Annotated in this window: 7 protein-coding genes and 1 tRNA gene; 4 read left to right on the top strand and 4 right to left on the bottom strand. The window is 66.5% G+C overall.

Annotated features, from left to right (window positions below; all coding sequences use genetic code 11):
- Nucleotides 1–23: 23 nt before the first annotated feature.
- The 4 genes from CK625_RS00675 to CK625_RS00690 form a co-directional block, all read right to left on the bottom strand.
- Entirely contained in the window at nucleotides 24–1,151 is a 1,128-nt protein-coding gene (locus CK625_RS00675) for a metallophosphoesterase (protein WP_095538356.1), read from the bottom strand.
- Entirely contained in the window at nucleotides 1,151–2,500 is a 1,350-nt protein-coding gene (gene miaB / locus CK625_RS00680) for a tRNA (N6-isopentenyl adenosine(37)-C2)-methylthiotransferase MiaB (protein ID WP_095538357.1), read from the bottom strand. Before miaB ends, CK625_RS00675 begins: the two co-directional genes overlap by 1 nt.
- A 389-nt stretch (nucleotides 2,501–2,889) precedes the next feature.
- Nucleotides 2,890–3,447: a hypothetical protein gene (locus CK625_RS00685; RefSeq protein WP_238945436.1), complete on the bottom strand. Its 558-nt coding sequence runs from the start codon at nucleotides 3,445–3,447 to the stop codon at nucleotides 2,890–2,892.
- Nucleotides 3,448–3,714: 267 nt separating this feature from the next.
- Nucleotides 3,715–4,143 carry an RNA-binding S4 domain-containing protein gene (locus CK625_RS00690; protein WP_095538995.1) on the bottom strand — a complete coding sequence of 143 codons (429 nt, stop codon included), beginning with the start codon at nucleotides 4,141–4,143 and terminating at the stop codon, nucleotides 3,715–3,717.
- A gap of 329 nt (nucleotides 4,144–4,472) precedes the next feature.
- On the opposite strand from CK625_RS00690, the gene CK625_RS00695 reads away from it, so the two are divergent.
- The 4 genes from CK625_RS00695 (at nucleotide 4,473) to CK625_RS00710 (ending at nucleotide 13,928) form a co-directional block, all read left to right on the top strand.
- Nucleotides 4,473–4,548 (top strand) — tRNA-Gly (locus CK625_RS00695).
- Nucleotides 4,549–4,873: 325 nt separating this feature from the next.
- Entirely contained in the window at nucleotides 4,874–9,643 is a 4,770-nt protein-coding gene (locus CK625_RS00700; protein ID WP_172425044.1) for a choice-of-anchor U domain-containing protein, read from the top strand.
- A 195-nt stretch (nucleotides 9,644–9,838) separates the two neighbouring features.
- Nucleotides 9,839–10,684 (top strand): rhodanese-like domain-containing protein, encoded by an 846-nt coding sequence (locus tag CK625_RS00705; RefSeq protein ID WP_143326126.1) that lies wholly within the window; start codon nucleotides 9,839–9,841, stop codon nucleotides 10,682–10,684.
- 211 nt (nucleotides 10,685–10,895) lie between these two features.
- Entirely contained in the window at nucleotides 10,896–13,928 is a 3,033-nt protein-coding gene (locus tag CK625_RS00710; RefSeq protein ID WP_143326127.1) for a hypothetical protein, read from the top strand.
- Nucleotides 13,929–13,935: the final 7 nt, after the last annotated feature.

Raw genomic sequence — 13,935 nt, forward strand, 5'->3', positions numbered from 1 at the left:
TTGGGTATGGCGCACCAAGTGCTTCACGCACAGGGCGCGGTCACGGTGGCCCAGGTCTGGCCAGTGTCGAAGACCAGGGTTTTCTCCGGCCAGCGCAGGGCGGCGAGGTGGAAGCGGCTTTGGCGCGGGTCATGCTGGCCTTGCAGGCGTTCGCTCCAGCGCGCGCCGGCGGAGAAGTCCACGCAAAAGACGTTGCCGCGCTTGCCGTGCCAGGCGTTGCCGGGGATGCCGGCGAACAGCGCGCTTTCGGCGTGTGCGCCCAGGCCGGGGGGCGGGGCTTGGAACAGCCGCCAGTAGTGGCCGATGACCACGGGCGTGGCCTCGTCGTAGGCGTTCCACCAGGGTTGGCGCTCGGTGAAGCGCCATTTGCCGCCCGCGTAGAAGGGGGCGCTGGCGGCGGCTTCGACGCCGGTGGTCAGCACCTTGAGCGGGTTGTGCATTTGCTTGAGCAGCTCGCGCTCGCCGTGTGCGCTCAGCAGCGGCGGCTGATGCTGACCGTCCTCCAGGTCGTGCGGCCAGGCGGCGCTTTCTTGCTGGATGCGCCTTTGCAGTGAGCCGCTGCGCGCCTGTTCGGCCGCTTGTTCTTCGAAGCGGTCGTACTGGCGGCGCGCCGTGCCCAGGGCAAAGCCGCGCGCAGCGGCGATGGGCGCGGCCTGCCAGGCGGCGTGCACCACGCGCAAGTCTTCGCGCTCCAGCGCCACGGGCAGGCGGTTGCACAGCGCGGCGTGGCGCTCGCGCTGGGCGGGCGAGGCGATGACGAAGGGGGCGTATTTGGCGCGGTCGCGCTCGGTGCGCGCGTCGAAGTACCAGCCCGCGCCGTCTTTGGCGTCTTCGCGGATGAGGTTGACTTCGTGGTTGCCCAGCACGGCGGCGCAGCGCCCGGCCTCATAAACCTCGCCAAACCAGTCGAGCACGGCCGGGGTGTTGGGGCCGCGGTCGCACAAGTCGCCCACGAACACCAGAGTGCGGCCCGCCGGGTGGCGGCCCTGGCGGTCGTAGCCCAGGTGCGCGAGCAGGGCTTGCAGCGCATCCCATTCGCCGTGCACGTCGCCGACGATGTCCAGCGGGCCGCCTGGCAGGCGGCCGACCAGGCTGGGCGTTGGCGCGGCGGGGGTGGCTGGGGTGTCGGAGGATTTGGGGGCTTGGGCCATCAGGCGTGCTCCTCGACCAGGGCCTGGCCGCGCAGGGTGTAGGTCATGGCTTCGGTGATGCGCACGTCCAGCATTTGGCCGATGAGCGCGGCGCTGTCCACGCCCTGCGGGGCGGGGAAGTTGACGACGCGGTTGCATTCGGTGCGGCCCATCAGCTCGCTGGCGTCGCGCTTGGAGCGCCCTTCGATCAGCAGGCGCTGCACGCTGCCCACGCGCTCTTGGCTGATGCGCTGGATGTTGGCGTTGATGGCCGCCTGCACGGTTTGCAGGCGCTGGAGCTTGACTTCGTGCGGCGTGTCGTCGTGCAGGTTGGCCGCGGGCGTGCCCGGGCGCGGGCTGTAGATGAAGGAGAAGCTGTTGTCAAAGCCGATGTCGTCGATGAGTTTCATCAGCTTGGCAAAGTCTTGCTCGCTCTCGCCGGGAAAGCCGACGATGAAGTCGCTGCTCATGGCCAGATCAGGGCGGATGGCGCGCAGCTTGCGCACGGTGCTTTTGTATTCCATGGCGGTGTAGCCGCGCTTCATGGCCATGAGGATGCGGTCCGAGCCGTGCTGCACGGGCAGGTGCAGGTGATCGACCAGCTTGTCGATTTTTTCGTAGGCGGCGATCAGCCGGGGCGTGAATTCGTTGGGGTGGCTGGTGGTGTAGCGGATGCGCTCGATGCCGGGGATTTCGGCCACGTATTCCAGCAGCAGGGCGAAGTCGGCGATCTCGCCGCTCTCGCCCATGGGGCCGCGGTAGGCGTTGACGTTCTGGCCCAGCAGGTTGATTTCTTTCACGCCCTGGCTGGCCAGATCGGCCACTTCGATCAGCACGTCCTCGAACGGGCGGCTGACTTCCTCGCCGCGCGTGTAGGGCACGACGCAGTAGCTGCAGTATTTGCTGCACCCTTCCATGATGGAGACAAAGGCCGTGGCGCCTTCCACGCGCGCGGGCGGCAGGTGGTCGAACTTCTCGATTTCGGGGAAGGAAATGTCCACCTGCGGGCGGGCCTGCACCTCGCGCTCGGCCAGCAGTTGCGGCAGGCGGTGCAGGGTTTGCGGGCCGAAGACCACGTCCACATAGGGCGCGCGGCGGATGATTTCCTCGCCCTCCTGGCTGGCCACGCAGCCGCCCACGCCGATTTTGGCGCCGGGCTTTTTCAGCAGGCGCGCGCGGCCCAGGTCGCTAAAGACTTTCTCCTGCGCCTTCTCGCGCACCGAGCAGGTGTTGAACAGGATCAGATCGGCCTCTTCCATCCGATCGGTTTTTTCGTAGCCCTGGGCTTCGTGCATGACGTCGGCCATCTTGTCCGAGTCGTACTCGTTCATCTGGCAGCCAAAGGTTTTGATGAAGATTTTCTTTTTCATGACAAGGCAATGGAACAGGTGATGAGCCCTTTTCCCGATCGGGCCAGTCCGCCAGCGCAGGCCCACGGCAGTGCAGTGGAGCCCAGGGAGCGAAGCTGCGCAATGCATGCTTCGATTCGGAAAACAGGCTCAGGCCCGGCAGCGCAGCGGGCGTGGATTGGGGCGGCGCTATGTCCGGCAGGCTCAGGACGTCGCCGCCAGGCAGTTGAAGGTCAGTGCCGCGCATCCGCGGGGGTGTGCGCGGCGCTTGGCTTGTGGTCAGTGGGTGCTTGGGCGCTTGCGCGCAATGGAGCTCGCGGGCCTCAGGTGGGGCAGGGGAGAGCCCGTCATGCCACCCGGGCGGGGATGGCGGCAAACCGCTCAACCCCAGGGCGAGCCAGATGGCGTGCTCAGCGCATCGTGGCCGTGCCGTGGCCGGTGATGGTGCCGTGGCCGCTGTGCGCGCCACTGGCCGAGGCCGGGCGCAGCGCATTCTTGGCCGTGCCCACGCCCAGCGGCCCAGGCTGCACCTCGTGCGGATCCTGCGTGGCCGGCCCGAACAGGCCGAAGAAGCGCCGTGGCGGCATCTCCGCATCGCGCAGCACCCAAACGGTTTGCACCATGCCAGTGGCCACCTCCATCTGATAGCGCACGCGCAGGCGCTGGCCGGCCAATTGCGCAGCAGGCACCATGTGGTGCTGTTGGTTGTACAGGCGCAGGCCAGGGGCCAGGCCAATGCGTGTGCCATTGAGCCGCGCCGATGAGGCATCGATGATGACCAGCGTGCCGTACAGCGCAGACTCCGGGAAGGTGCGAGCGGCCTGAGGGCTGTGCCCGGCTTGAAAAGGGGCATGCTGCGCCTGGGCCGCTGGGGCGGCCAGCAAGGCTGCGGCAGACAAAGACAGCGCAATCAGCCAAGGCGCTGCGCGGGGGCTGCGGGTGGCGTGGGGGCGGGGACAGCGGTTCATGGTGTGTATCCAGAGGCTGAAGGAGGGTGGGGCGGATATTGTGGCAGGCCACAAGGCCGAGCGTCGCAGGCCGGGCCATGAAGCACGCGGTAACCAGAGTCGGGCGAGATTAGCCTGGCGGGGCCGGGCGGCGCAATCGGCCTGCTGGCGGCGCAACCGGCCTGCGATTGTAGGGGCAGGGGCCAGCGGCGTCACGGCCCTGAGGCGCATGTTGGATGGGCGCAGCAGACGCGCCCAGGTGCCTTGCTCTGGCAGCAGGCGGGGCCGTTATTCATCGCCCAGCTTGGCAGACCAGCGCGCATCCAGGGCCGCAGGCGAGCGCCCCCAGTGCTGCTGCAGTTGGTCCAGCTCGCGCCGGCTCTTCTTGGTTGGCCGGCCATGGCGCAGCCCGCTGGCTGGCTCTGGCGCCAGCTGGCGCAACTGCGCCTGGCGCTCGCGCGCGGCAATGCTCTCGGCCGTTTCTTCATACAGCAGTTGCGCTTGGGGCGCAGGGCCGCGCTGCTGACTCAAGGCCAGAACGCGCACCACCCGCTGCTGCGGGCCATGGCCGATGCGCAGCACATCGCCCGCGTGCACCTCGCGCGCCGGCTTGGCGGGCACGTCATTGACCAGCACCCGCCCCTTGTCGATCTGCTCGACGGCCAAAGAGCGGGTCTTGAAAAAGCGCGCGCACCACAACCATTTGTCCAGCCGCATGCTCTGGCGTCGTTCGGCATCTTCCCCAGCCTGCGTGCGCGGCCCGCCACTGTGCTGGCGGGCAAGTTTGGACGTGCGGGCGGTTTTCTGCTGGGCCATGGGTGAAAGAGACTTGGCAAGCCATTGGGCAATGGATGTGAGGGTGCGTGCAGCGCTGCCCGCTGTGAGGCGGGGCTGACGCGTGCGCCGTGTGCGCAACCTGCGATGACCGAAGCCCCGCACGCAGGCTCCACACGATGGCGCCCATTGTGCGGCAGCTTGCCCGCCACGGCAAAAAACCTGTGCTAGAATGCGCGCTTTCCAACAAAGCACAGCTTTGAAGGATTGATGCGGGAATAGCTCAGTTGGTAGAGCGCAACCTTGCCAAGGTTGAGGTCGCCGGTTCGAGACCGGTTTCCCGCTCCAAATTCCATCTTGCGCGCCACTGCAGGGCGCGCAGTCTTACCGAAAAGGAGCCAGTTGGCTCCTTTTTTTCGGCCTTTGTCTTGCTGTATGTGGCCATCCCTGGTCGCACATGGGGTTCGCACTTTTGGATTCGATGCCCCACATGCCCCTGGCTTGGGTTCGGTTTGTTTCTTCTGTATGTAATTTGCCTTTTCTCGCCCCCTGTATTTAGAATGCCGCAAAAAAATAGCATGGGGAGAGTCCTATGGGGCGAGAGGGGAGCAAGGGATGCTATGGCGCGTGGCGTTGCGTTTGGTTGATCCTGTATCTGCTGCTGTTTTTGCAGATGGCAGGCCCTGCATGGGCTCAGGCGAGGGGCGCGGTCTGTGCCGAAGTCAAAATCGTCATCGAGCAAAAGCTCTCCCTGGAGCGTCAGGCCTTTGATGCGCGCATGGTCATCACCAATGGCCTGCCCGATCAAAAGCTGCAAGATGTGCGCGTTGAGCTGCTGTTCATGGATGCCAACAACAATCCATTGACGGCAACCTCTGACCCCAGTGCCGTTGGGGCTCCGTTCTTTTACCGCACAGACCACCTCAGCGGCATTCAAAGCCTGGATGGCGGCACCATCCACGAAGGCCAGGCGGCCAACATCCATTGGCTCATCATTCCCGCGCAAGGCACAGGCGGCAATACGCCTGAGGGCAAGCTCTATTACGTGGGGGCCAAACTCAGCTATACGCTGGGCGGCAAGAGCGAAACCGTCGAGGTCACGCCCGAATTCATCGTCGTGCGCCCACAGCCGCTGCTGCAGTTGGATTATTTCCTGCCGCGTAACGTGCATGGCGATGACGCGTTCACTCCAGAGGTCGAGCCACCCGAGCCTTTCACGCTGGGAGTGCGCATCCGCAATGTCGGGGCAGGTGCCTCCTACAAAACCAGCATTGATACCGCCCAGCCCAGGATTGTCGAAAACGATCTTGGGCTATTGATTGGTTTTGAGATTCTCAGCGGCTTTGTGGCCGACCAACCAGCAGGCAAGAGCCTGCTGCTGGATTTTGGCGACATCGCTGGCGGTGAAACGGCCACGGGGCGCTGGAACATGCAGACCACGCTGTCGGGCAAATTCGTCGAATTCGATGCCCGCTTCAGCCATGCCGACGCACTGGGCGGTGCGGTGACTTCTTTGATTCGTGATGTGCATGCGCATACGCTGGTGCGCGATGTGCGCGTTGATTTGCCCGGGCGCGACCTGATCCGCGATTTTCTGGCGCGCGATGGCGACGTGTTGCGGGTGTATGAATCCGATGGCGTGGATACGGCAGTGGTTGATCAAAGCGCGCATGCGCGCTTGAGCACGCAAGGCGGTGATGCTGCAATGCTGCGCTTTCCCGCCGTGGCCACAGGCCTGGCCTATGCCAAGGTGGCCGACCCCCATCGCGGCCAGCGCCCCATTGGGCCGGTGCTGCGCTCGGACGGTCGCATCGTGCCGGCCGAAAACGTTTGGCTCTCGCGTGAACGTGACGACAGCCGGCAGTGGCGCCACTACATCAACCTTTTCGATGCCAATACCCCGGGCGAATACCGCCTGGGTTTTGCCGCTTCGCAGCATGCACAACTGTCGGGCCAGGTCTACCAAGACGGCAATGGCAACGGCATTCGTGAGCAGGGCGAAGCGCCCATTGGCGCCGTGGCCGTGCAATTGCAGGGCACGCAAACTGCCAGCGGCGCTGCGGTGGCCGTCACAGCCCATACCGAGGCCGATGGCAGCTTCCAATTCGTGGGGCTTCAGCCTGGCCTCTACAACCTGGCCGTGGCCCAGGTGGCCGGCTTGGTCGATGGCAACAGCTTGGCTGGCAATGCAGGGGGCAATGCTGCGCCTGGCTTGATCTCAGGCATCCCGCTTGGTGCAGGCAGCCAAGCCCAAGGCTATGCGTTCAGCAAGCGCCGGGGCGCGCCAGGGGCTGCGGGTGAACAGGCCGATCTGGCCATCACCCTCAAAACTTCAGCCCAGGCCGTGCGCGTGGGCGAAAAAATCACGGCCACACTCCAGGCATCGAACCAAGGTCCTGCCACGGTCAGCGATGCTGCCGTGCAACTGACCTTGCCCGAGCAGGTGGCAATCCGCACCTGGCAGGCTTCCCGCGGCAGCCTGGAGCAGGGCAAATGGACGCTGGGTGCTCTGGCATCTGGCGATACCGCCACGCTCACGCTGGAGATGGAAGTGCTGCCCACACAGGCTCAGCACCTGCTGCTCAACGCCGTGATCGGGGCCGCCCTGACCGACCCGCGGCCTTCGGACAACAGCAGCAGCATCCGTGTGCAAATCGAGGATGCGCAAACACTCCTGGTTGAGCAGACGCTACAGCAAGGCATGCGCGCTTTGGTCTATATCGCTTGCCCGGATGCCGCCGTCCACTGCCCGGCCGCCCAGCAGCAGACGGTGCAGCAACTGTTTGGCGCGCAGGGCTGGGAGGCGATGATCGTGACTTCGCCCCAAGCCTACGGCCAGGCGCTGCGCTCGGGCCATTACAGCCTGCTGTGGCTGCATGGTGATCTGTCCAACTGGGCGCAGCAATGGATTGCGGAAACTCAGGCCGCCGCCATGCGCGGTGCGACGCTGGTGCTTGATGGCCGGCCACATGCCCACTCGGCCACGTTGGCTGGCCTGTGGAATGGCGGCTATGGCGATGCGCCGCTGCAGGGCGCGCAAACGCTGCACATCGATGACGGGGCGACAGGCCCGGTCTCCATCCCTCTGAGCGGCCCGGCCTGGGCGCTGCAAACAGGCAGGGGGCAGGCCGTGGCCCGCTACAGCAGCGGCGAGCCTGCCGTGCTGAGTGCGGACACGGGCTTGGGCATGGTGTATGCGGCGGGCTTTGAGCTGCTGGGGCAGGCCGCCTCGCAACCGGCTCTGGCGCAATGGCTGGTCGAGGAGCTGGCGCAGCGTCTGGCGCCGCCCGTTGTTGAGCCCATGCTGGCAGCCTCTCAAGTGGAGCTGCTCACCACCATCCACAACCAGGGCGATGCGCCGCGCGAGTTGCAATTGAGCACCGCATGGCCCAGCGGCGCGGCCATTGCCCAGGCCGATCCAGCGCCCAGCAGCGCGCAGGCCGACCAGGCCACATGGCGCAGCAGTCATGGCGCGGGCCAGCAAAGCCGCACGGTGGCGCGCATCACGCTGCCGCCGCAAGCGCAAGCATTCGTACTGCACTCGGCGCTGTCCGACACCCAGGCGGCGCAGGAATTGCAGCAATGGCAATTTGCGGTGCGCACCGTGGATTTGGCGGCGGTGCAGGCCCAGGTGGACGACTTGCTCAGCGCTGCAGGCCAGCAGCCCGCCTTGGCCGACATCCGCTCGGCCGTGCAGGCCGCCCGCACCGCCTGGGATGCCGGGCAGACCGAGCAGGCGCTGACCGAGCTGGCCGCCGCCTTCGTGCTGGCCGATGCGCTCGACGGGCTGGCCTCGCAGCAAGCCTTGCAAATCGCCCTGGCCCAGTGGCTGGGTCTGGCCGCCGCCGATGGCGCTGCCTTGCCACAGCCAGGCCACGGCATTGAAGCCCACGCCGGCTGGGGCCAGAGTGCGCTGGTGGGTGAGGCCTTTGCACAAGTGCTGGTAGCGCGCGTGACCGACGCCGATCAGCGCCCCGTAGTCGGCGCGCAGGTGCGCTTTGTCTTGCCCGATGGCGGCGCGTCTGCGCGTTTTATTGGCGCAGGGTCGCAGGCCACGGCCTATACCGATGCACAGGGCCTGGCGCATGCGCCGGTGATGCAGGCCAATGCCACGGTGGGCAGTTTCGAGGCCTTGGCGCAATTGCCCGACATGGTTGGCGTGGAGCCTGCACGTTTTTCCCTGAACAACCGGTCCGCTGATGCCCAGCCCTTGGTGCTGGAGGTGCTGGCCGGCCATGGCCAAAGCGCCCGCATTCACCAAACGTTCGCCCAAACCTTGCAGGTGCGCGTTAGCAATGGGCAGGGCCAGCCAGTGGCCGCTCAGGGGGTGTTGTTCACCCTGCCAGAGCGCGGCGCTTCGGCCCGTTTTGCTGGCGGTCTGCTGCAGGCGCGCGCTTTGACCGATGCCCAGGGGCTGGCCCACTCCCCCGCGCTCACGGCCAATGGGCAGCAAGGCAGCTACCACGCAACCGCCAGCACAGCCGGGGCGCTGCACGCCGTGCAGTTTGTGTTGGAAAACCTTGCACCGGCAACCCCCGTCCACACCCTTGCAGTGCATGGTGGCGATGGGCAAACGGCGACAGTGCACACCCCCTATGCACAACCGCTGCAGGTGCGCGTCACCAATGCACAGGGGCAACCAGTGGCAGGCCATCGGGTGCGTTTCAGCGCCCCGGCCAGCGGCCCATCGGTGTTTTTTGCTGGTGACGTGACGCAGGCCGAGGCGTTGACCGATGCCCAGGGCGTGGCCACAGCGCCCGGCATGCATGCCAATGCTCAGGCCGGTGCATTCGCCGTGCTGGCCAGTGCGGCGCAGGTACATGAAGGCGTAGCGCTGCGCTTGCGAAACCAACCCGCCCAGGCTCCGGACGAGCGCCGCTTCAGCGCCGCCACGCCCACTGGCACGGGCACTGTCAGCGTCTCCATCAGCGGCGGCGGGCCACAGTGCCGCTTCAACCCGGCCAATACCTCCGTGCGGCGTGCGCAAGGGTTGCTGCCGTTGTTTGAAGTGCTGCTGTTCCCGCATGGCGTGCTGGATTTCGAGTTGGTCGGCTGCGAGCCTGGCAGCACGGTGACGGTCAGCACCGAGTGGCCCGATTTGCAGCACATCACCGGCTATCTCAAGTACGGGCCCACGCCCGGCTCGCAAGGGCGCAGTGTCTGGTACGCACCCAATCAATTGCACATTGCGGGCCGCGCCATCCGTTACGCCATCACCGATGGCGGCCTGGGCGATGACGACCTTGTAGCCAACGGCCGCATTCGTGATCCTGGCGGCCCAGTCATCCAGTTCGGGCCTTTGCCTGGCGTTGGGCAACCGCCGCAAGGCGCCAGGCCCATTCCCATCGGTGGCGTGGTTTGGCTGCTGGGGGCTGCAATGGGCATGGCGCTGCTCACACGCTGGCGCTGGCGCCCAGAGCGCCGCCGCAGCGGCAGAACTTGATCGGCTTTCACTCACTGCAGCACCATGATGAGCATCGCGGATTTCATGCCAGGGTCAGGCGCAATCCTAAGTTGCAGCAGGGGCGGCCTTGACCTTTGCCTCAAAGGAGCGCGCCTTCTGGTCGCTACCGTGGCATTGGCGCTAATGGGGCTGTGCCAAGCTGGCGGACAGGATCACCGCGCCGAAGGCGAAGGGGTGGGACAGGAGCCTATTTGCCGCGCCCAGCAGTTCCAAGGCCAGGCCGAGCCCATGGCCTGGCCCAGGCAGCAGGGCGTGTTGAAACTGGACGCCCCATGCTGGATCGCCCCTGCCCAGCTGCGCCAGCAGCTGGCAAAGGCACAGGGCGCGCCTGTGCTGCTGGTTGATGTGCGGACGCATGGCTGGCGCGCCGATGCGCTGGAGGGTGCCATCGCCTTGCCCTTGCGCGATCTGCCGCACCAGGCTTTTCTGGCGCAGGGCGAGGCTGTGCTGGTTGGCAGCGGCCTGGACGTGGCCGAACTCAACCAGGCTTGCATGGACTTGCGGCGCAAGGGCTGGAGGGTGAAGGCGCTGCGCGGCGGCGCGCCAGCCTGGCTGGAGCACCGCAGTGGCCTGGCGCAAGCCATCACGGCGCAGCAATGGATCATGGCCCTGGGGCAAGGCATGGACTGGCACTTGGCGCTGGGCGCAGCGTTGCCAGACGGGCAAGCAGAGCGCTTGCCCCTGGCACCTGCGCTGGTGCTCGATGCCAAGGCCAGCGCATCCGCGCAGGCGGTGGCCGAGCAGTTGCTGCGCTTGCAGCAGCGTCTGCAGCGCCGCGCCAGCAAACAGGCCACGCAGGTTGCCGTGGTGTTTCTTGCACAGGGCGATGCCTCGGCCGTGCTGCAAGCCCTGCATGCCGCGCAGCGCCAGGCCCCGTCGCCCAAGGCGATTGCTGCCGCCACGGTGCCGATCTACGTGGTGCAAGGCGGCTGGGATGCCTATCGGGCCGAAGTTTTGCAAAACCATGCCATCCATGCGACCGCCCAGCACGCTTTGGCGCGCGCTTGTGGCGCTTTGTGATGTTGGGAGCTGCATGCGATACCACCCATTGCCCAACCCAAACAAGCAGGCTCTTGCTCCAGCAGCCACACCAAGCGATTAAAGGGAAAGCTCCATGACGCTCGCTCCATCCTCGTCTTTTGAACCTTGCCGCGCTGCCCGCATGACTGCCTGGCGGCATGACAAAGCCTTGCAGCAGCGCAGGTGGAGCCAGGCCGTTGCATTGCTATGCATGTTGTGGTGGACCGCGCTGTTCACGCTGCTGGCCAGCAGCGCGCAGGCACAGACCGTGGTCAGCGGCAGCATCACCAGTCATCAGACTTGGACGGCAGCCCAGTCCCCCTATCTTTTGCAGGGCGATGTGGTGCTCGACAACAACGCTCTGCTGAGCATCCAGCCTGGTGTCACCGTGCGCATGGCCCAAGGGGCCAGCTTCACCCTCAAGCAAGGGGCTTTGCAGGCCGTGGGCACCGCAGCTGCGCCCATTGTGATTACCTCCGATGCCGCCACGCCAGCGCCGGGCGACTGGCGTCAATGGCGCTTTGGCCCTGGCACCGACGATGCCCGCACCCTGCTGGAGCACGTGGTCATCGAATACGGCGCGGGCGTGGCCATCGAATCGGCCTCGCCAGTGCTGCGCCACACCGAGTTGCGCCACCACAGCGGCCCCGCCGTGCAAATGGATCTGGCCTCTTCGCCAATCGGCGCTGGCAACCGCGCACATGGCAATGCGCTCAATGCCATTGCCGTGCCGGCGGGCACCATCCGCGGCCAGGTCATCTGGGGACTGGTGGGTATTCCTTATCTGGTGCGGGAAGGGTTGGTGCAAGTGGGCCAGGCGCCGCTGTCGCTCGAGCCTGCGCGGCTGCGGCTCAGCCCAGGCGTTGTGGCCTTGCTGCGCGCCAGCCTGGCACAACCGGCTGGCGGCGCAGGCGTGGTGCTGGACGTGGCCAGCAGCGTGCCCTCGGTGGCCTCCACAGCCAGCCGCGTCACGATTGGCGCAGGCCAATCGGGCGGCGACATTGAGGTGCAGGCCGGTGCATTGGGCAGCACCCGCATCACCCTCAGCCACGCCCAATTGGGCATGGCCGAAACCCTGGTGGAAGTCGTGCAGCTGCCGCCGCTGTCGCTGGCGCCCGGCAGGCCCACGCTGGGCGTGGGGCGGCCCTATCCGATGAGCTTGTCGCTGCCCGCGCCCGCGCCCGCAGGCGGCGCAACCGTACAACTGCTCAACACCGACGCCAGCGTATTGGCCGCGCCCAGCAGCGTGGTGGTGCCAGCCGGCCAGCGCAGCGCCCGCTTCGAAGTCACTGGCCTGGCCGATGGGCAAAGCCGCTTGTCTGCACGGGCGCAAGGCTTTGCCGATGCCATGGCCACGCTGACCGTGCGCGGCAAGGCGCTGGTGCTGCCAACGAGCATCGTCGTGGCCCCAGGGGGCAGCACCGAGGTGCTGCTGCACGCCACGGAGCCTGCGCCCGCAGGCGGGCTGCAAGTCAGCCTGAGCAGCTCCAACACGGCGGCGGCACAGGCGCCTGCCTCCACCAGCATCGCCGCCGGGCAAAGCAGCGGCCAGTTCACGCTGCAAGGTGTGGCGTTGGGCACAGCCCAGCTCACCGCCAGTGCGGCGGGTTACCAACCGGCCAGCGGCACGGTGCTGGTCGATGCCATTGCGATTCAGGCAGAGCCCAGCGGCGACATCACCACCAACGAAGGGCTGGAGCGCACCCTGCGCGTGCTGCTGTCCAAGGCGGCCCCGCCGGGGGGCATCGCCATCGCAGCCAGCAGCAGCGCGCCTGCTGTGGCCTCCGTCTCGCCCGCTGAACTGCTGGTGCCTGAAGGGCAGGTCTATGCCAGCCAGCCCCTGACGATCCAGGCGCTGAGCGCCGGGCTGACGGACATTGCCTTGTCGGCCCCGGGGTTGGTGGGCAAGAGCGTTCAGGTGACGGTGCGTGAGGGGGCTGCCCTGCGCCTGAAGCCCTACAGCGGCAGCAAGGTGCTGGTGGGCAAAGGTATGCAGCTTTATCACTGGGGCAGTGATGGAGAGCTGCGCGTGCAGCGCATCATCAACGGCAGCGTCAGCAGCGGAGCCGATGCGGTGACGGTGAGGCTGCGCTGCGTGAACGCGCAGGTCTGCACGGTGCCCGAGACGGTGACCATTCCGGCGGGCCATAGCCAGGTAGCCGTGCCGGTCACAGGCGTGGACGTGGGCAGCACGCACATCGAGGCCACGGCCGAGGGCTACACAGCAGCAGAGCCGTTGGAGGCACAAACCGTGCTGCCGCAAGTGGTGTTTCACAGCCTGGACGGTAACCGCACCACCTCCAGCGTGCGCGATGACTTCTCCATTTTCTTGCGTGTGCCCGGCGCGGTATGGCCAGACCATGCGGCGCTGACCGAGACGGTCAACATCCAGCTGGATTTGACTGAGCAAACACCCGCAGGCGTAGTCAACGGCTTTTACAGCGCGGCCACAGGCGGCAACCTAATCACGCAGCTGACAATTGCGGCGGGTCGCAACAGCAGTGGCAGCGCCTACATTGCTCAGCCTGCCCTGGCAGGCAGCTATCGGGTGCAGGCCGATGTGACAGGCATCACCAGCGAACAATCGGCAGTGCAAACAGTGACGACGGCTGAACAAACTTTGCGGTTAAGTCCCTACAGCGGCAGCAAGGTGCTGGTGGGCAAAGGTATGCAGCTTTATCACTGGGGCAGTGATGGAGAGCTGCGCGTGCAGCGCATCATCAACGGCAGCGTCAGCAGCGGAGCCGATGCGGTGACGGTGAGGCTGCGCTGCGTGAACGCGCAGGTCTGCACGGTGCCCGAGACGGTGACCATTCCGGCGGGCCATAGCCAGGTAGCCGTGCCGGTCACAGGCGTGGACGTGGGCAGCACGCACATCGAGGCCACGGCCGTGGGCTTTGGCCCAGGGGTGGTGACGATGGAGACCATCGCCCCCCGGCTGATGATCACCAACGTGCCCGCCACCTTGGCTGCCGGGGCCAGCCGCTACGTGTATGCGCGCGCCCAGGTGCCCGGCGCTGTCTGGCCAGACAGCCAAACGCCCGCTGCGGACTTGACGCTGAGCTGGACCAGCGCCGTGCCCTCGGTGGGTACGGTCACTGCCAGCGTGCGCTGGAATGCCGGGGCAGGCCAGTCCCAAGCAGCCACGTTCCAGGGCGTGGCGCCGGGCGCTACGACGGTCACGGTCAGCGCGCCCGGGTTCGTTCCGGCCACCAGCGCGGCCATTCAGGTCACCACCCCATAAGAAGGAG

This window comes from Vandammella animalimorsus, from assembly GCF_002285265.1.
GTDB lineage: Bacteria > Pseudomonadota > Gammaproteobacteria > Burkholderiales > Burkholderiaceae_C > Lampropedia.

Bases quoted from the DNA above. Each gene is read 5' to 3' on its own strand.
- CK625_RS00675 (WP_095538356.1), bottom strand. From the start codon at position 1,151: ATGGCCCAAGCCCCCAAATCCTCCGACACCCCAGCCACCCCCGCCGCG.
- miaB (WP_095538357.1), bottom strand. From the start codon at position 2,500: ATGAAAAAGAAAATCTTCATCAAAACCTTTGGCTGCCAGATGAACGAG.
- CK625_RS00685 (WP_238945436.1), bottom strand. From the start codon at position 3,447: ATGAACCGCTGTCCCCGCCCCCACGCCACCCGCAGCCCCCGCGCAGCG.
- CK625_RS00690 (WP_095538995.1), bottom strand. From the start codon at position 4,143: ATGCGGCTGGACAAATGGTTGTGGTGCGCGCGCTTTTTCAAGACCCGC.
- CK625_RS00700 (WP_172425044.1), top strand. From the start codon at position 4,874: ATGGCAGGCCCTGCATGGGCTCAGGCGAGGGGCGCGGTCTGTGCCGAA.
- CK625_RS00710 (WP_143326127.1), top strand. From the start codon at position 10,896: ATGTTGTGGTGGACCGCGCTGTTCACGCTGCTGGCCAGCAGCGCGCAG.